Genomic DNA, 17,115 nt, shown 5'->3' on the forward strand with positions numbered 1-17,115 from the left:
GCTGAGCCGGACTCGCCGACCACCTCGATGTCGCCGTCGGCCTGCAGCAGATCGATCAGGCCACGGCGGACGACCTCGTGGTCGTCGAGAAGGAAGACTCGGATCACCCGTCCTTTCTACCTCCGGCGGACCGGTCCACCTAGGGCCGAAGGTCCCGGCGCCGTCCACCCGGCCGGTGTCGCCGGAACGGCGCGGGGTCTAGCCTGGCCGTCATGGCCGCGCGATCCGCCGGAGGGCGCCCCAACGAGCAGCCGTCCCTCGGGCTCACGCCGCTGTCGCGGGTCCGCCGGGACGAGCTGTTGCAGGAGATGCTCGACCGGGTCGGCGAGGTGATGACCAGCCGGGAGCGGCTGCGCGCCCTGCTCGACGCCGTCGTCGGCATGGACCCGGCGCTGGCCCGCGGCGGCGTCGTCAACATGGGCGAACGCGCACACGACCTGGGCGGCTCCTTCGAGGACGGCCCCGGTCCCGGCGGCCGGGGCACGACGGTCACCTGGCGGGTGCCGGTCGCCGGCTGATGCCGGGACCTTCGGCCCTGACCGTCCCCCGCCGGCGCCCGGCAGTGTGGTGGTAGAGGCATGTGCCCCGCCGTCAGCTGGAAGGAGAACCGCCGTGGACGCCTACTCCGAGGCCGACCTGCTGCGGGCGGCCGCCGCCGGTATCCGTGCGCCTTCCCTGCTCAACACGCAGCCGTGGTTGTTCCGGCTGCGTGGCGGCGCGGTGGAGGTGCTCGCGGACCCGGCCCGGCAGCTCCCGGTCGCCGACCGGGCCGGCTGGGCGGTCCGGCTCGCCTGCGGCGCGGCGCTGTACAACGCGCGCCTGGCCCTGGCCGTCGCCGGGACGCCGGCGCTTGTCGAGTTGCGTCCGGACCGGTCCGAGCCGGAGGTCATCGCCCGGCTCAGCCCCGGTCCGGCGCGGCCGGCGACGTACTCGGAGGCGGACCTGTTCGCGGCGGTGCCGCGCCGATTCAGTAACCGGGCGCCGTTCTGGCCGGATCCGGTGGCGGCCGAGGCCCGGCTGCGGCTGATCGACGCGGCCCGCTCGGAGGGCGCGTGGCTCGACCTGCTGGTGGGGATGACGGCGCTCAGCGGCTTCGCGGAGATCGCCCGGAGCGCCGACCGGGTGCTGCGCCGCGATGCCGGCTACCAGTCGGAGATGGCGGGTTGGACGCACGCCGACGCGGCGGCGGACGGTGTCCCGGTCACGGCGGGGGCCCCGGTTCCCGAGCCGCAGGATCTGTTGCCGCAGCGGTCGTTCTCCGATCGCCGGCGTGGTCCCGGCCGTGACTATGAGCCGGAACCGCTGGTGGGCATTCTCGGCGTCGTCGGCGACCTGCCGGTCGATCAGATCGTTGCGGGTCAGGCCCTGCAGAAGGTGTTGTTGACCGCGACCGACGCCGGGCTGGCCGCGTCGATGCTATCCCAGCCGATCGAGGTTCCGGCGGCCCGCGACCAGCTGCGCCGTTCGCTCGGCCGTTCGGGCGTCCCGCAGCTCGCCCTGCGGTTCGGCTACGGCGGGCCGGGCCGGCCGACACCCCGCCGCGACGTGGCCGAGGTGCTGCTGCCGCCGCCCGGGCGGTGAGGCGCGCGGACGCGCTATCCCGATTCGTCTGCGGTGGGCGTCTGTAGCCGGATATCATGGGAAATTGGCCGTTCGGACGGCGATGGATCGTCAGCCCGGCGCCAGCGTCCGCCCGCGATGACACGGACGCCGCGATCGACGAGGCGGCGGACCGGGGCGCGGGACGTGCTGAACGCGGCGTCGCCTGCAGGATCGATCATCCAGCTACGCATCGGCCGGGGACCTTGGTCCCGGCCTGACGGGATGCCGGACTCGGGTGCCGCGGCCGCCGGTAGAGGACCTCAGAGGTGCAGACATCGACCGAGGAGGACGTAATGACAACCACCAGCCGGCATGCGGCCCACCTCGAACAGGTCGAGGCGCCCGGCCACATGCTCACCAAGGCAGCCGCGAGGGCCCTCGCCGTCCTGCGGATCTCCGTAGGCTTCGTGTTCCTGTGGGCGTTCCTCGACAAGCTGTTCGGCTTCGGCTACTCCACCCCGTCCGAACGGGCGTGGATCAACGGCGGCTCGCCGACCAACGGCTTCCTGTCCAACGTAGAGGTCGGACCGCTGCAGGGGTTCTACCACAGCATCGCCGGCGACACCTGGGCCGACTGGGGCTTCATGCTCGGCATGCTCGGCATGGGCCTGGCCCTCATCCTCGGCATCGGCCTGCGGATCGCGGCCGGCGCCGCCACCCTGATGATGGCCATGATGTGGGCCGCCGAATGGCCGCTCGCCCAGCAGACGAGCGCGGGCGAGCCGAGCGGTTCGACCAACCCGATCGTCGACTACCACGTCGTCTACGCGCTCAGCGCCATCGTCGCGGCGCTGACCTATGCCGGGCACACCTGGGGTCTCGGCCGGCGGTGGGTGAACCTGTCCTTCGTCCAGAAGCACCGCTGGCTCATCTGAACCACGTCCGAGAGCCGCCCGGCCGGGCGGCTCTCGCTGTGCGAGCCGATCGAGGATGCGCCGCCGGCGTGCCGGGCCGACCCCGCGGTCACGCATGGACCTGCGCAGCAGGTCGAGGGAGCCCGGCGAGCGCCGCCGCGAACGCAGCGGCCTCACCGTCCTGTCGGGATCCACCGCCCGATCCTGTCACCGGGGTATGACACGAACCTCGACGGAGACCTCGTGGAGGTCGGCCCAGCCGACGGTTCCGTGGTAGTAGTCGTCGTTCTTCTCCCACACGAACCCGTCCGGGATGGTCTCGCCCCGGCTGTCGTTCGGGCCGCGCCACCACACCGCGCGGACGGCGTCGCCCTCGGCTGCCCTCAGCTCCAGGACGCCGCCCTCGCGGTGCCGGGCGACCGTGGTGAACGAGACGGACATGGTCACCTGTGCGGGCGGCACCTGGCCGCCCTGCGGGCTCCACGACGGGTACGCCTCCGGCAGCAGTTCCCCGTCCACCAGCGCGTACCGGCCGGAGAGCACGCCGTCCCGGGCGGTCGCGCGGCGGCGTGCCGCGAGGAAGGCGGGATCGTCGGGGCCCATCACGGCGCGGTCACGCGGTAGACGGCACCCGCGAAGTCGTCGCTCACGTACAGGGCCCGGTCGGGGCCCTGCACGGCCATGACCGGCCGGCCCCAGCGGGAACCGTCCCCGCCCTGGAACCCGGTGAGCAGCGTCTGCTGCGGGCCGAGGGTGCCGTCGCGCCAGGCGAAGAACGACACCTCCGGCGCCCGGGGCGGGTTACGGTTCCACGAGCCGTGCACGCCGACCAGGGCACCCGGCCCGTACGCGCCGGCCAGCCCCGGCGACGTGGCGAAGCTCAGCCCCAGCGGCGCCGAGTGTGCGCCCATGCCCTGCTCCACCGGCGGCAGCGCCGCGCAGTCGAGCCGGTTGCCGTCGGCGTTGGTCTGGATGTCCCGCACGAACGGCCGCCGGGTGTAGCTCAGCGGTGAGTCCCTCTCGCCCGGCCTCAGGTCGGGGTCCGGGTTGCAGTACGGCCAGCCGAGGTCGCGCCCCTGCTCCAGCCGGGCCAGCGGCTCGAACGGGTGGTCGTTCACGTACGCCTGCATGACCTGGCCTTTGTCCGACCCGCCGTCGCCGTCGTAGTCGCCGTCGTGCGGGTACGCGGTGTTGTCCCGGTTGTTGACCGCGGTCCACACCCCGCCGTCGGGGTCGACCGCCAGCCCGGTGCCGTTGCGTACGCCGCGCGCGAAGACCGTCGGCTTCCCGCCGCCCGCCGCCGCCCGCAGGATGGCGGCCCGCTCCGGCTGCGCGTCCCGGTCCTCGGCCGACACGTTGCCGGTCGAGCCGACCGAGACGTAGAGCTCGCCGTCCTCGCCGACCGCCACGCTCTTCAACGCGTGCGCGTAGGCGCCGCCCAGCTCGGGGCTCCGCGCGTCGGGCAGCCCGTCGACCACCACCCGCCTGCCCGACACCGCCCCGGCCCTGTACGTGAAGGCGTTCACCTGGTCGCTCTCGGCCACATAGAGCGTGTCCCCGGCGAAGGCCAGCCCGTGCGGCTGGTGCAACCCGCTGACCAGCGTGCGCTGGGCCGGCGCGGCGTCACCTGGGCCCGGTATCAGCTCGACGACGTCGCCGTACTTGGGCCGCGACACCAGCAGCCGCCGGTCCGGCGTCCAGGCCAGCAGCCGGGCGCTGGGCACCCGCGCCCAGACGGTGACCGTCCAGCCGGGCGGGGCCTGCACCCGCCGGTCCCGGTCGAACGGCGCCGCGCCGGTGCCGGGGAGCGGGCGCACGACGGTGTCGGCCAGCGCCGGCACCCCGGACGACGCCGAGGGCGGCACGGCCCCGCCCGGCGGCGTGCCGGGCCGCGCAGGTTCGGCCGGCCGGTCGGCGGAGCACGCGGCCAGCGTGAGCGCCAGGCCGCCGGCCACCGCCGCACGCGCGATCATCTTCATCGCTGCATCTGTACGCACTAATCCGCCGCTACGCAACCCGCGCCGGCCGACCCGTCTCCTACGGTGTGATGATGCTGTCTCTCGTACGGCACGCGACGCCCGCGTTCGGCCCCGCCGATGCCGGGACGCTGGGCGGAGTCCGGGCATGCGGGTGACGACGGCGAGCGCCGCGGCACGGGCCGGGCGCACGAACGAGGACTTCGTCGGCGCCGTGCGGACGGCGGTGGTGCTGGTCGACGGCGCCGGCATCCCCGGTGCCGAGTCGATCTGCCGGCACGGCGTCGCCTGGTATGCCCGGCGCCTGGGCGGCACCCTGCTCGACCTGCTGTCATCCGCGCCGGACCGCGGCCTCCAGGCGGTGCTCGCCGAGGCCATCGTGCGGGTGACGGACGAGCACCGGCACACCTGCGACGTCGCGGATCCCATCAGCCCGTCGGCGGCGGTGGCCGTCCTGCGCCTGTACGGCGACCGCATCGAGCACCTGGTGCTCGGCGACGCGGTCCTCGTGCTCGACAGGGCGGACGGTGCGCCGCTGGTCGTCTCCGACACCCGGGAGGTGGTCATCGGCCGGTCGTACCTGCCCGCGCTCGAGGCGGCCGCCGGGGATGGCGAGGAGTACCGCCGGGTCCTGGGTGAGTTGCGCGCCAACCGGAACCGGCCGGGCGGCTTCTGGGTGGCCAAGGACGACCCGCGGGCCGCGGACGAGGCGATCACCGGGAGCCTCCCGGTCTCCGGGCTGGCCGGTGCCGTGCTGCTCAGCAACGGGGCGAGCCGCATCGTGGACCGGTTCGGGCTCGCCGACTGGCCGGGAGTCCTGGCCGTCCTGGCGTCGAGCGGGCCCGCCGAGATCATCCATCGGGTCCGGCAGGCGGAAGCGCGCCACGCGGTGGCGGCGGACGACGCGACGATCGCGTACTGCACCGGCCTCGCCGACCCTATGTAGGATACGTACATGACCCCCCGCATGACGACGTCGGTGTTGAAGGTGGTCGCCGCGCTGCTCGCCGATCCGGCCGCCGAGCGCTACGGCCTGCGGCTCATGCAGGACACCGGCCTGCCGAGCGGCACGCTGTACCCGATCCTCGTCCGCCTCGAACGGGCCGGCTGGGTCGAGTCGCGCTGGGAGGAGGCGGACCCCGCCGCCGAGGGCCGGCCGAACCGCCGCTACTACCGCCTCACCGCGGACGGGGTCACCCAGGCGCGGCATGAGGTCGCCGCGATGCAGCTACAGATGTCCCGCGCGACCGCGCCCGGCACCCGGCCGCGGCCGGCATGAGCGAGCTTGCGAGCGAATCATCAGCTCAGTGTCTGACTCATGTCGTCGCCGGAGCGCCAGCGGAGGCGATGGCATGAGCGAGCCTGCGAGCGAATCATCGAGCGTCGGCGGAGGGGCGGCATGAGCGGGCTTGATCGCTTGGCTGGTGCGCTGATCGTCGCGACCGCACGGCGTTGGCCCGCGGAGATCGCCGACGATCTCAGCCGGGAGTGGCTGGCGGAGCTCGAAGCGCTCCGCGGGCGCCCGTGGCGGCGGCTCACCTTCGCCGGCAGCCTCGCGCTCTCGCCCGCCGTCGAGGAGGCGGGGGAGGAGCCGGTGACCTGGCCGGCCCGGCTCGCCCGCGGCGCGGTGCCGGTGGCGCTGACCCTGCTGGCCGCGGCGTTGATCAACGCCGTGCGCCTGCTGTACGGCGGTCTCGGCCCGGCCGCCGGTGCCGCGGCGCTGGCCGTGGCGGCGGCGGTGATGGCCTACGCCGGGCGGCGCGCGACGGTCGGCCGCGTGGTCCTGTTCGGCGCGGCGCTCTACGCGTTCCTGCTCGCCGGCAACGAGGTGGCCGTCATGCCGTTCATGGGCTGGCGCGACATCGCTCCGGCGGTCGCGGTGTGGACCGCGGCGCTGGCGCTGACCGTACGGGTGTCGTCGCGGTTGCGCGCCTCGGCCCGGCACCGGCTCGCCGCCCCGGTCGCCGTGCTCGGCGGGGTCGTCGCGCTGGAGGCGGCGACGATCGCCGGCTCCCTGCGCGCCGCCACGGCCCTCGGGGTGCACGCCGGCTCCGCGCCGGCCTGGTTGCCGGCGGCGCTGCTCCCGGCGCCGGGCAACGGCCCGTCCGGCGTCCTGCTCGGCAATGCGGCGGCCATGATCGGCCCGATCGCACTCTGCACGGTCGCCGTCGTGGCGGGTCTGCTGCGCCGCGCCGCGCCGGTGTCGCGGGCGCCCGGGTCGCGGGACGCCCTCGGCAGCGGCGCCCTCGGCATCGTCGCCGGGCTCGGCGGGCTGGCGGTCGGGGAGCTGCTGCGCCGCGGCGCCTCGGGGGCCGACCCGATGGTGTTCGGGTTCGGCTTCCTCGCCCATCCCGCGGGGCGTACCGCACTCGCCCTGCTGGTCGGCCTTCTCGTGGCGGGCTACCCCTATGTAGAGTTCCGACTATGGGGAGCTCGACGACAGCGGTACTGAACAGCCTGGCGGCCGATCCGGGCCGGGGGCACCACGGTCTCGACCTGGCACGCGGAGCGGGGCTGTCCAGCGGATCGCTGTATCGCGCACTGGTCCGGCTGCTGCGGTCCGGGCAGATCGAGGCCCGCTGGGAGAACGGGCGCCGTACCTACCGCCTCGCCCGCGGGCAGGCCGTGCACCGCCGGCACGCCGTGCCGGCGCACTGGCTGCCGGCCGCCCTCGCCGCACTGATCACCGCCTGGCTCGTACTCGACCGGCCCGCCGGCGTCCGGCTCTCCGACCTCGGCGTCTACACCGGTGCGGTGGAGGGCCTGCTGCACGGGGCGAGCCTGTACGACTTCATCAGCGCCAGCAACGCGCCGTTCACCTACCCACCGTTCGCCGGCCTGGTCTTCCTGCCGCTCGCCGACCTGAGTCCGCTGCCCCTGCAACTGGGCTGGACCCTCGCCACGGTCGTCACCGTCACCGGGCTGGCCCTGCTGCCGGGCGTCCGGGCCCACGCACCCTGGTACGCGCTGGTGCTGGTCCTGTCCGCGCCGGTCTCCTGCGACCTCAAGTACGGGCAGGTAAGCATCTTCCTCGCCGCCCTGGTGGCGGCCGACGTCCTGCTTCTGCGGGAGAGCCGGTGGCAGGGCCTGCTCATCGGCCTCTGCGCGGCGATCAAGCTGACCCCGCTCATCTTCATCGCGATGCTGTGGTTCGCCGGGCGGCGCCGGGCGGCGGTGCTCGCCACGGCGACCTTCACCGCCTGCGGCCTGCTCGCCGCGGTCACGCTGCCCGCGGACTCGGTGCGCTTCTGGGCCATCGAGATCTCGCACGTCAGCCGACTCGGCTACATCACCTCGGTCGGCAACCAGTCGCTCAACGGCGCCCTGATGCGTCTCGACCTGGCCGCACCGACCCGGTCCGCGGTCGTGCTGGTGCTCGGCGGCGCTGTCGCCGCGCTGGCCCTGTTCCGGGCCGCCCGGCACGGCCGCCGCGGGGACTGGCTCTGCGCGCTCGTGGTGGTGGGCGCGGCAAGCGTGGTGCTGTCGCCGGTCTCCTGGACGCACCACCAGGTGTGGCTGGTGGCGGCGGCGCTGCTCCCGGTACGCGGCCCGGCCTGGGCGCGCCGCGCCTGGCCGGTCGCGGTGGTGGCGGTGATGCTGCTGCCGGTCACCGCGCTGGGTCCACCCGTGTTCAGCAACGCGCGCCTGCTGCTGGCCATCGCGATCGCCGCGCTGGTGCCGTTCACGCCGGCTCGTCCCGGTCGATCGGCCTCCGGCGGGGCGCCGGTCCCTACCGCTACAGCGAGTACCGGCGCCTGAGCTCCGACTCGGCCTCGGCCGTCACGGTGCCGTCCCGCGCCTCGGAGAGAAGCCGGCCGGGGAAGATCCGCCGCAGGCTGTCCGGATAGCTCTCGCCGTCCGCCGGCAGTTCGTAGCCGGACGAGTCGCCGAGGGTGGCCGCGATGGGGCCGGCGAGACCGGTGGTGGTGCCGAACGGATCCGTCGCGCCGCCCGGCGGAACCCAGACGCAACGTACGTGAGCGAAGACCCGTGTCTCTCCGAACAGGACGTGCAGCCCGGTGCGGCTGACTCCGAACGCCGTCGCCGCGCACACCGGGCGGTCCGTGCTCTCCGGTGACACCGTCTCCAGCCGGAACCGGGGGACGCCCAGTGCATCACGGCCCGGTTGGCCGACCGCCGGCAGGCTGCGCGCGGACCGCTTTCGTTGCAACCGGACGCCGTTGTACCCGATACTCCGTTTCGTGGATCTCCCCTGGGCGTGGCTGTGGCAGTACGGGCCGCCCGCGTTCCTGGTGCTCGCCAGTCTGGCCTTGCTGGGATCGGCCGTCCGGTCGAAACCCGGCGAGGCGACGGTGACGCGTGCGGACTGGCCGTGGCTCGGGATTCTGGTCGTGTGGACGGGGGATGCCGCGCTGGGCGAGGCGCGGCCGCCGTTCGAGCGTGCGTGGAAGGGTGCGGTGGCGACGTTGCTGTGGGCGACCGTTGCCGTCACCTTCTGGCTCCGGCGCCGCGGAGCGGCGGCCGGCGCTCATGAGCGCCGCCTGCGGTCGATGTCGCGCATCACCTCCGGATCCCACGACGAGGCGTCCCAGTCGTCGCCGGTGACCAGCGCCGACCCGCCGGCCGCGGCGGACTGACCGGTCTCGCGCCCGACCCGGAGCACGCGGGCGATCAGGACGAGAACGCAGCCGATACGCAGCGCCGCCTCGGTGACGACCACGCCACTCACCGTGGCTACCCGGTTCGGCAGCACCGGCGCCACGACCACATCGCATCGCGGTGCCCCTCCAGGCTCGGAGGTCGGACCGGGCATTCCGGGACCATCCGCCCGGGCGGATCACCACCGCCCGCGGACGAAGAACAGGCACCCACTGCCGCCTGGATCGAGGCCGTCGATGATCTTGTATCGTGTCCCGGTCATCCATCGACGGGGGAGTGCACGTGAAGAGACTGCTCGGACTCGGCGCCGCCGTCGTGGCACTCGGCGCGATGTCGTTCCCGGCGGCCGCGTCCGCGACCGACTCGGACGGCCCCGACCTGGTCGCGGTCACCGAGACGGATCCGGTCACCGGCAAGACCAAGGTGTACCCGGTGAAGCCCGGAGACCTGTCCCCCGCCGTTCTCGGGGTGGCCAACAACTCGGACGAGGCCGTCGACGGCGTCGTGGTGCACATCCGGGTGCTCAATGACCTCGACCTGCCCCGGACGTTCAGCAACTGCCGGTACTACGTCGACAGCAACCTCGACGGCGCCTGGTGCGAGTTCGACCAGGAGCTCGCGCCCGGCGCCACGTACGCGATCGCGGAACCGCTCGTCGCGGTGGCGCCCGCCGCGGTGCAGAAGAACATCGGCGCCATCGTCTTCGGGTGGACGACCGCCGAGGACGCCCGGGCGAAGGGCGGCATCGAGGCGCTGGCGAAGGCGGAGAGCCTGCGGGGCGAGTCGACGCCCGGCTCGAAGGGCGCGGTCGCCCTCGAGGCCCGGCCGCTGCCGATGCCCGCCTCGCCGAACTCGCTCGGCTTCGCATACGTGCGACTGCCGCAGGCCGCGAGCACGCCGTCCACCGGTCCCGCGACCACCACCCCGGCGACGCCGGCCGCGACGCCGACGTCCACCGGTGCGGTCGCCGCGGGCGGCGAGGGCGGCGGCCTTCCGGTCACGGGTGCGGGCGCCGCGACCGTCGCCGGGGCCGGCGCGACGCTGCTCCTCGCGGGCGGCGCCGGCTACGTGGTGGCCCGGCGACGCCGGACGCGCTTCATCGCCTGACGCCCGTTCCGGGCGCGCGCCTGCGCGTTTGCTGGTCGCCGCGCCCGGGGAATCCGGGTGTCATGACGGCAGAGAAGAACCAGATCTCGAACGAGAACGACAAGCACCGCTGGGATCGGAACTTCGCCGACCTGCTCCAGGAACTCCGGGTGGCGCAGACCGGCGTTCAGATCTTCTTCGCGTTCCTGCTGACCATGCCCTTCAGCAGTGGCTTCCCACAGACCACCGCCGTGCAGAAGGACGCGTACATCGTGGCGCTGCTGGCCGCGGCGGTCTCCACCGCGATGATCATCTCGCCGGTGGCGTTCCACCGGGCGCTGTTCCGGCAGGGGCGCAAACCCGAACTCGTCCGGTACGCGCACCGGATGGCCACCGGCGGGCTCGCCTTCCTGCTGATCTCGATGGTCAGCAGCATATTCCTGATCGTCGATTTCCTGCTCAGTCGCCCGATGGCGATCGCGCTGAGCGCTTTCGCGGCGGTCGTCTTCCTCGTCTTCTGGGCCGGCATTCCCTGGTACCGGCGCAACTGGATCGACGAGGACGCCGAGCGGGAGGACGAGCAGGTCAGCGACGGCGGCTGAACCACCGCGCCGCGCCGGGGCGGGAGATGCCGGGTAGGCATCTCCCGCCCCGGCCGTTCCACTACAGAGCCAGGATGGCCAGGACCTGGTTCAGCAGGTCGGCCAGCTGGGCCAGCGGGAACGGCAGGCCGCCGTCGAGCAGGCCGACGATCGCACAGAGCAGGTTGCCGAGCAGGTTGCCGGGTCCGGAGTGCGCGGTGATGTCGAGGACCACGGTGTTGAGGTGGATCTTCAGCCCGAGCAGATCCAGGTCCAGCGGGCCGAGCACCAGGTGCAGGATGTTGCACGGCGCCAGGGCGCTGACGTCGCCCGAGCCGGGAAGCTGCACCGGCAGCGTGACCGTCTCATCCGCGGTGCCGACGGGGGCGCCGGTCGAGTCGGTCAGCACCGCGTGCAGGGTGCCGACGGCCACCAGGGTGTCGTCCTGGACGGCGAACTCCGTCGGGTCGAACGTTCCGGTGACCTGCCCGATGCCTCCCACCGCATCGGTGAAGGTGCCCTGGACGCCGGAGGTCATCGTCCCCTCGGCGGCCGACGCCGTGGGCTGTCGAGCGGGTGCGGCCGCGGCGGGTGCCGCGACGGCGCCGACAGTGGTGAGTGCCAGCGCGCCGGCCAGCAGCACCTTCGGGATTGTGGTTAGGCGCATGATCGTTTCCCTTCCATCGATAAACGTCGTCGCGCCACCGGTGCCCGAGCGAAGATCCGTAAAACCGACCATCGGCTCGCATGAATACATATAGTGCGAAGTTGATCAATATGTCGGTCCTGACCCGCCCTTTGCTCGAGCGGCCGCGATGCGCGGTGAGGCCCCGGCGTTCGAAATGGACGGCTCGCCGTCAGTCAAGGGCTTGTTGCGGTTCCGCCTTGGTCACCTTGGCGCGGCCCCGCACCCGCCGGCGCCGCGCCTCGGCGTAGAGGTCCGCTTTCGAGCGCGGCGTGCGGACGTGCCCGGCGTCGCTAAAGGGCTCCGGGAACGCGAAGTCGCTGTCGGACAATGCGTTGCGGTCTTCGGCATCCAGGTCGTGGGACGCCTGTCGTCGAGCGGTCATGGAGCATCGGTTACCCGGCCGGTGGGTGTTCATTCGCCGCGAAACAGGCGGTATCCGAGCACGGATTTCGACCTCGTGCGTCAGACCTTTTCCGTCCCGCCCGTCGGTCGTCCCAATGGGTGGCATTCGTTCAGGGGATGTGCCGTCGTGCCGAAATGCCACGTACCTCGCTGGTCCGGCGGGTGCGCCTACCGAAAGGCACGGATGATGTCTGCACGCCAACGCCGAGGACTGCGGCAATCGACAATCAACAAGGCCGCCATCGGAACGCTGGTCCTCATCACCGGCCTGCTGGTTCTCGCGGTCACGCTGGTGAGCTCGGCGGTCGGCGCCGAAAAGCGGGCGTTCGAGCGGCAGGCGAAATTCAAGGCGCTGGGAATTCAGCTCCAGGCCGCCTCGGACCATCTCACCAACGAGGCCCGCCTCTACTCGGCCACGGCCGACCGGGCCCACCTCTCGAAGTACTGGGACGAGATCACCGTGACCAAGACGCGGGACAACGTTCTCGCGCAGCTCAAGGCGCTCGGTGCCACCGCGGACGAGTTCGCGCTCATCGACCAGGCCAAGGCCAACTCCGACGCGCTGGTCAAGACCGAGTCGCGCTCCCAGCGCCTGGTGCTCGAGGCCGCCGGGACGCCCGAGGCCGACATGCCGCCGGCGATCGCGCAGACCAGGCTCTCCGCCGCCGACGCGGCGCTGAGCCCGGCCGCCAAGCGCGAGGTCGGACGCACGATCATGTTCGACGACGCCTACGCCGCCAACAAGGCGGTCATCACCGAACCGATCGAGAAGTTCCAGAAGATGCTGAACGAGCGTTCGGCGCAGGCGGTCTCCGGCGCCACCGCCAAGACCGCCGGGTCGGTCGCGCTGCTGATCGCGCTCGCCGTCCTGCTGCCCCTGGCGATCGGTGCGGTGCTGTACCTGCTGCAGTCCAAGGTCGGTCGCGTCATCGTCGCGTACACCGACGCGCTGCGCGTCCGGGACCCCGACGACCTGAACTTCCGGCTCGAGCCGGCCGGTACCCGGGAACTGTCCGCCCTGGCCGAGGCCCTCAACGAGGAACTGGCCGGCAAACTCGTGCTCGTACGCGGTGTCGCCGACAGCGTCAACGCGCTGGCATCGGCCTCCCAGGAGCTGTCGGCCACCGGCGAACTCGTGGCCAGCAACGCCGAGCAGGCCAGCACCCAGGTCGGCGTGGTGAACTGCGCGGCCGACGACGTGGCCGGACACGTGCAGAGCGTGTCGGCGGCGTCCGAGGAGATGGGTATGTCGATCCGCGAGATCGCCGAGAACGCCAACGAGGTCGCCCAGATCGGCACCAACGCCGTGGAGCTCGCCGAGTCGACCAACCAGACCATCTCCAAGCTCGGCGAGTCGTCGCGGGAGATCGGCAACGTCATCAAGGTGATCACCGCGATCGCGGAACAGACCAACCTGCTGGCCCTCAACGCCACCATCGAGGCCGCCCGCGCCGGCGACGCGGGCAAGGGCTTCGCGGTTGTCGCCAGCGAGGTCAAGGACCTGGCTCAGGAGACCGCGAAGGCGACCGAGGACATCTCGCTGCGGATCACCACCATCCAGACCGACACGCAGGGTGCGGTCGCGGCGATCGCGGAGATCACCCACGTCATCGACAAGATCAACGAATACCAGACGATCATCGCCAGCGCGGTCGAGGAGCAGACCGCGACGACCAACGAGATCAATCGCAGCGTCTCCGAGGCCGCGACCGGATCGGGCGAGATCGCAGCCAACCTCGCCGGGGTCTCCCAGGCCGCGCAAGGCGTCGCCGACGGCATCGCCGAGGCCAAGCGCGCGACCGCCGAACTGGCCCGGATGGGCTCCGACCTGCAGGCGATGATCGACCACTACCGCTACTAGCGCCTGTTCCGGGCACCGCGCGGAGGATCGGCGGTGCCCGGAGCCGGCGGGGCGTTCAACGCCCGATGCCGGCGAGGGCGAAGAACTCGGCCCGGGTCGCGGGGTGCTCGCGGTGCAGGCCGAGCAGCGCCGAGGTGACCGTTCTCGTGCCGGCGGCCCGGACCCCGCGCAGGGACATGCACATGTGCTCGGCCTCGAGCACGACCGCGACGCCCCGGGCGTGCAGGTTGCTCTGCAGGCAGTCGGCGATCTGCTGGGTCAGCCGCTCCTGCACCTGCAGCCCGCGGGAGAAGTGCTCGACGACGCGCGCGAGTTTCGACAGCCCGACGATGCGCTCGGCGGGCAGGTAGCCCACGTGCGCCACGCCGTGGAACGGCAGCAGGTGGTGTTCGCACAGCGACCGGAACGGCACCTCGCGCACGAGGACGAGCTCGTCGTACCGGTCGTCGTTGGGGAAGGTCGTCAGGGTGAACGGCCCGCAGGTGAGCAGCTCGGCGTAGGCGGCGGCGACCCGTCTCGGCGTGTCCGCCAGGTGCTCGGAGTCGATGTCCTGCCCGAGGGCCCGCAGCAGCGCTCGCACGGCGTCGGCGGCCGCGTCGACGTCCACCGGGACCGCGTCGTGGACGAGCCGCAGCTGCGGGGTCCGCGGCGCGCCGTCGTGGTGGTCCTCGGCTGACCGGGCGGTGCTTGTCATTGCGGTCTCCTTGTCGTCCGGGTCGGCGCCGCCGGAACGGGCCGGGTCGGCGCCGGCCCGGCGGGTCGACGGTCGATGGTCAGCGGCGGTCGGCCGCGACGCCCGCCGCCAGGCGGGCCAGGGCGAGCGCGCCCAGCAGGAGGCCGAAGTCCCGCAGCGCCACGTCGTAGTAGTCGCCGAGGATCAGCAGGTTGACGATGATGCCGCCGAGCCAGGCCGCGACGAGGTATCCGCCGAAGCGCGGAAGGACGGCGACGACGATGCCCGCGACGATCTCGATCACGCCGACCGCGAGCATCGCCTGGTGTGCCGAGCCGGGCACGAGCCGGTCGAACGCGGGGGCGAGGTAGCCGTCCCAGTCGGTGAGCAGGCCGGCGAACTTGTCCAGGCCGAACAGGGCCGGCGCGACGGTGAACCCGACGCGGAGGATCCAGAAGGCCTGGAACACCGGGTCGTGCCTGAGTCGCTCGGTCCCGGCGGAGGTGGCGGACGGCGCGGGACCGTCGCCGGCGGCGATGCGGGTCATGTCGAGCTCCCTTCTAACGGAAAGTTTCGTTGACGTTAGAACCGCCGAAGGGATTTCGTCAAGACGCATGTCCGTTAGAATGGGTGCAGCCGTGAGTGCCCTGGGAGGTGTGCCGTGACCGACGACTTCGTGGCCGACGTGACCAGCGTCGCGGCCTTGAGCGAGCCGGTGCGCCGCCGGCTCTACCGCTACGTGGTCTCGAGGGACGCGCCGGTGAGCCGGGACGACGCCGCCGCGGGGACCGGCGTCGCGCACCACGTGGCCAAGTTCAACCTCGACCGGCTCGTCGCCGACGGCCTGCTGGAGGTCCAGTACAGCCGGCCGCCCGGCCGCGGCGGCCCCGGCGCGGGGCGGCCCGCCAAGCTCTACCGCCGCGCGAACCGGGACATCGCGGTGAGCCTGCCCGGGCGCCGGTACCACCTCGCCGGGCAGGTGATGGCCGAGGCGATCACCATCGCCGGCCGCGAACGGGTTCCGCTCGCCGAGGCGCTGACCGAAGCGGCGCGAACGACCGGCCGCCGCCTCGGCGAGGCCGCAGACGGCGCGGAGCGGCCCGCAGCGGAGGTGGTCACGGACGTCCTGGAGCGCCACGGCTACGAGCCACGCCCGGCGGACCACGAGATCGTCCTCGCCAACTGCCCCTTCCACAGCCTCGCCGCCGAGTACACCGAGCTCGTCTGCGGCATCAACCTCGACCTCATCGGCGGGGTCCTCGACGCGGTCGAGGCCGGCGGCCTGTGCGCGCGGCTCGACCCGGCGCCCGGCCGCTGCTGCGTCACCATCGCGACGGAGCGGGACCTCGTCTGATCCGGAACGCCGGGCGCGGCGGGGGTTGCATCCGGTACCCGGGTACAGGCTCACCGTCGAGTGGACGGCGCCGGCGCGGTCGCCGAACAGGCCGGCGTCAACATCCAGACCCTGCGCTACTACGAACGCCGCGGGCTGCTCGCCGAGCCGGCCAGGTCGATCGGCGGGCACCGCCTCTATCCGCCCGGCACCGTCGACCTGCTCAACGTGATCAAGGCGGCGCAGCGGCTCGGCTTCACCCTCGACGAGGTCGCCGACCTGCTCGCCGCCGGCCGCCGCCGGCATCCCACCGCGGACCTGCGGCAAAGCGCGATCGACAAGATCGCCGAAATCGACGCGAAGATCGGCGACCTCACCGCGATCCGCCGCACGCTCACCGAGGTCGTCGACGCCCGCTGCGACAGCCTCACCGACTGCACCTGCGCCGACTGCCCGATCCCGTACCCGGCCATCGGCGCCGCCGAACACCCAGGGCGGTAGGTCCTCACGGCGCGGCTGCCGCCGTACCCGAAATGTTTTCGAGCCTGGCCCGGCACTCGGCGACGAAGGCGGGAAAGGTGTTGCGGTAGTAGGAGACTCCGCTGACGCCGACGGCGACCGCCCAGGCCCGGGCGCGGGCCCAGGTGTGATCGTCGAGGTTCAGGGAGTCCCAGTAGGCCCGTCGCGCCGGCGCCGGCAGGTCCCAGACGGTGGCGTGCTCGGCGTCCGGGTGGCCGACGGAGAGCGCCCCGAAATCGATGACGGCGTCCAGCCGGCCGCGCGCCACCAGGAGGTTGGTGGGTTTGAGGTCGCCGTGGAGCCACACGTGCGGGCCGGAGGGCTCGGGCAGCGCGATCGCGGCGCGCCAGATTCGTTCCAGGGCGTCGACGTCGAGTCCGGCGTCGGCGGTGGCCCGGCAGTCCTCGAAGGCGGCGCTGATCCACTCGTCGCAGGCGTTGAGGCTGCCGCCGCGGTACCAGCTCAGCTCGTCGGCGCGGGTGGCGCCCATGAGGTCGATGCCGTGCAGCTCCCGCACGAACGTCGCCAGGTCGGTCCCGAGGGCGGCCCAGTCCCGGACGGTGCCCGGCCCGGGCTCGGCACCGTCGATCCAGCGGTAGATCGACCAGTGCAGCGGGAACCCGGCGCCGGGCGTGCCCGCGTGCACCGGCTCCGGCACCCGGCATGTCAGCAACGGCGCCAGCCGGGGGAGCCACGTCTGCTCCTTGCGCAGCGAAGGCGCCTTGTCGGCCGTCCGTGGCAGCCGCACGAGCAGCTCTTCCCCCAGCCGGTACATGACGTTGTCCGTGCCGGCGCCCGCCGGCGACAGCGGGAGCGAGGCCAGGTCGGGGCGCTGGGCCCGCAGCAGCGACCCGACTACGGCCTCGTCGATCGGGATCTCGTTCTCGTGAAGCATCACGCCCGGATCCTTGCGCCGCGGG

Annotated in this window: 21 protein-coding genes and 1 pseudogene; 12 read left to right on the top strand and 10 right to left on the bottom strand. The window is 72.9% G+C overall.

What is annotated here, in order from left to right; translation table 11 throughout:
• Positions 1-107: pseudogene (locus AB0B58_RS40170) on the bottom strand (DNA-binding response regulator); the annotation flags it as partial.
• Between the two features lie 105 nt (positions 108-212).
• On the opposite strand from AB0B58_RS40170, the gene AB0B58_RS40175 reads away from it, so the two are divergent.
• The 3 genes from AB0B58_RS40175 (at position 213) to AB0B58_RS40185 (ending at position 2,477) form a co-directional block, all read left to right on the top strand.
• Positions 213-518, top strand: coding sequence for a hypothetical protein (locus tag AB0B58_RS40175; protein WP_360235885.1), 306 nt, complete (start codon positions 213-215; stop codon positions 516-518).
• Between the two features lie 94 nt (positions 519-612).
• A complete protein-coding gene (locus tag AB0B58_RS40180) occupies positions 613-1,581 on the top strand; it encodes an Acg family FMN-binding oxidoreductase (RefSeq protein ID WP_360235888.1) in 969 nt (322 codons plus the stop codon).
• A gap of 314 nt (positions 1,582-1,895) precedes the next feature.
• Positions 1,896-2,477, top strand: a complete 582-nt coding sequence (locus AB0B58_RS40185) for a DoxX family membrane protein (RefSeq protein WP_360235891.1) — start codon at positions 1,896-1,898, stop codon at positions 2,475-2,477.
• A 186-nt stretch (positions 2,478-2,663) separates the two neighbouring features.
• Here AB0B58_RS40185 and AB0B58_RS40190 read toward each other — a convergent pair whose 3' ends face one another.
• Positions 2,664-3,059 (bottom strand): hypothetical protein, encoded by a 396-nt coding sequence (locus tag AB0B58_RS40190; protein WP_360235894.1) that lies wholly within the window; start codon positions 3,057-3,059, stop codon positions 2,664-2,666.
• On the bottom strand, positions 3,059-4,435 hold the full coding sequence (locus AB0B58_RS40195; RefSeq protein ID WP_360235897.1) for a gluconolaconase: 1,377 nt from the start codon (positions 4,433-4,435) through the stop codon (positions 3,059-3,061). The genes AB0B58_RS40190 and AB0B58_RS40195 overlap by 1 nt, the downstream gene beginning before the upstream one ends.
• 145 nt (positions 4,436-4,580) lie before the next feature.
• On the opposite strand from AB0B58_RS40195, the gene AB0B58_RS40200 reads away from it, so the two are divergent.
• The 4 genes from AB0B58_RS40200 to AB0B58_RS40215 all read left to right on the top strand — a co-directional run bounded on the left by AB0B58_RS40200 (position 4,581) and on the right by AB0B58_RS40215 (position 8,191).
• A complete protein-coding gene (locus AB0B58_RS40200; protein WP_360235899.1) occupies positions 4,581-5,378 on the top strand; it encodes a hypothetical protein in 798 nt (265 codons plus the stop codon).
• A gap of 9 nt (positions 5,379-5,387) precedes the next feature.
• Positions 5,388-5,711, top strand: a complete 324-nt coding sequence (locus AB0B58_RS40205; RefSeq protein WP_360235901.1) for a PadR family transcriptional regulator — start codon at positions 5,388-5,390, stop codon at positions 5,709-5,711.
• 120 nt (positions 5,712-5,831) lie between these two features.
• Positions 5,832-6,884 carry a hypothetical protein gene (locus tag AB0B58_RS40210; RefSeq protein WP_360235903.1) on the top strand — a complete coding sequence of 351 codons (1,053 nt, stop codon included), beginning with the start codon at positions 5,832-5,834 and terminating at the stop codon, positions 6,882-6,884.
• Positions 6,857-8,191 carry a glycosyltransferase 87 family protein gene (locus AB0B58_RS40215; protein WP_360235906.1) on the top strand — a complete coding sequence of 445 codons (1,335 nt, stop codon included), beginning with the start codon at positions 6,857-6,859 and terminating at the stop codon, positions 8,189-8,191. The genes AB0B58_RS40210 and AB0B58_RS40215 overlap by 28 nt, the downstream gene beginning before the upstream one ends.
• On the opposite strand, the gene AB0B58_RS40220 is transcribed toward AB0B58_RS40215, so the two are convergent.
• Together AB0B58_RS40220 and AB0B58_RS40225 are read right to left on the bottom strand one after the other, a co-directional pair.
• Positions 8,169-8,885 (bottom strand): hypothetical protein, encoded by a 717-nt coding sequence (locus AB0B58_RS40220; protein WP_360235909.1) that lies wholly within the window; start codon positions 8,883-8,885, stop codon positions 8,169-8,171. The genes AB0B58_RS40215 and AB0B58_RS40220 overlap by 23 nt on opposite strands.
• Before the next feature lie 36 nt (positions 8,886-8,921).
• Positions 8,922-9,155: a hypothetical protein gene (locus AB0B58_RS40225; protein WP_360235912.1), complete on the bottom strand. Its 234-nt coding sequence runs from the start codon at positions 9,153-9,155 to the stop codon at positions 8,922-8,924.
• Between the two features lie 179 nt (positions 9,156-9,334).
• On the opposite strand from AB0B58_RS40225, the gene AB0B58_RS40230 reads away from it, so the two are divergent.
• Together AB0B58_RS40230 and AB0B58_RS40235 are read left to right on the top strand one after the other, a co-directional pair.
• Entirely contained in the window at positions 9,335-10,159 is an 825-nt protein-coding gene (locus AB0B58_RS40230; RefSeq protein WP_360235915.1) for an LPXTG cell wall anchor domain-containing protein, read from the top strand.
• Between the two features lie 62 nt (positions 10,160-10,221).
• Positions 10,222-10,740, top strand: a complete 519-nt coding sequence (locus AB0B58_RS40235; protein WP_360235918.1) for a DUF6328 family protein — start codon at positions 10,222-10,224, stop codon at positions 10,738-10,740.
• Between the two features lie 61 nt (positions 10,741-10,801).
• Here AB0B58_RS40235 and AB0B58_RS40240 read toward each other — a convergent pair whose 3' ends face one another.
• On the bottom strand, positions 10,802-11,386 hold the full coding sequence (locus AB0B58_RS40240) for a hypothetical protein (RefSeq protein ID WP_360235921.1): 585 nt from the start codon (positions 11,384-11,386) through the stop codon (positions 10,802-10,804).
• A 190-nt stretch (positions 11,387-11,576) separates the two neighbouring features.
• Positions 11,577-11,789, bottom strand: a complete 213-nt coding sequence (locus AB0B58_RS40245; protein ID WP_360235924.1) for a hypothetical protein — start codon at positions 11,787-11,789, stop codon at positions 11,577-11,579.
• 207 nt (positions 11,790-11,996) lie between these two features.
• Between AB0B58_RS40245 and AB0B58_RS40250 the strand changes: the two genes are divergently transcribed.
• The gene (locus AB0B58_RS40250) at positions 11,997-13,670 is read left to right on the top strand and encodes a methyl-accepting chemotaxis protein (protein ID WP_360235927.1); all 1,674 of its coding nucleotides are present in this window, start codon (positions 11,997-11,999) and stop codon (positions 13,668-13,670) included.
• 55 nt (positions 13,671-13,725) lie between these two features.
• Here the strand turns inward: AB0B58_RS40250 and folE are convergent, their stop codons facing one another.
• The gene (folE, locus tag AB0B58_RS40255; RefSeq protein ID WP_360235930.1) at positions 13,726-14,364 is read right to left on the bottom strand and encodes a GTP cyclohydrolase I FolE; all 639 of its coding nucleotides are present in this window, start codon (positions 14,362-14,364) and stop codon (positions 13,726-13,728) included.
• Between the two features lie 79 nt (positions 14,365-14,443).
• Positions 14,444-14,890, bottom strand: coding sequence for a hypothetical protein (locus AB0B58_RS40260; RefSeq protein ID WP_360235933.1), 447 nt, complete (start codon positions 14,888-14,890; stop codon positions 14,444-14,446).
• Between the two features lie 114 nt (positions 14,891-15,004).
• On the opposite strand from AB0B58_RS40260, the gene AB0B58_RS40265 reads away from it, so the two are divergent.
• Together AB0B58_RS40265 and AB0B58_RS40270 are read left to right on the top strand one after the other, a co-directional pair.
• Complete coding sequence (locus tag AB0B58_RS40265; RefSeq protein ID WP_360235936.1) at positions 15,005-15,697, top strand: helix-turn-helix domain-containing protein; 693 nt, start codon at positions 15,005-15,007, stop codon at positions 15,695-15,697.
• Between the two features lie 60 nt (positions 15,698-15,757).
• Positions 15,758-16,177: a MerR family transcriptional regulator gene (locus AB0B58_RS40270; RefSeq protein WP_360235939.1), complete on the top strand. Its 420-nt coding sequence runs from the start codon at positions 15,758-15,760 to the stop codon at positions 16,175-16,177.
• 4 nt (positions 16,178-16,181) lie between these two features.
• Here the strand turns inward: AB0B58_RS40270 and AB0B58_RS40275 are convergent, their stop codons facing one another.
• The gene (locus AB0B58_RS40275) at positions 16,182-17,090 is read right to left on the bottom strand and encodes an aminoglycoside phosphotransferase family protein (protein WP_360236027.1); all 909 of its coding nucleotides are present in this window, start codon (positions 17,088-17,090) and stop codon (positions 16,182-16,184) included.
• Positions 17,091-17,115: the final 25 nt, after the last annotated feature.

The sequence above is a fragment of the Actinoplanes sp. NPDC049118 genome, assembly GCF_040648555.1.
GTDB lineage: Bacteria > Actinomycetota > Actinomycetes > Mycobacteriales > Micromonosporaceae > Actinoplanes.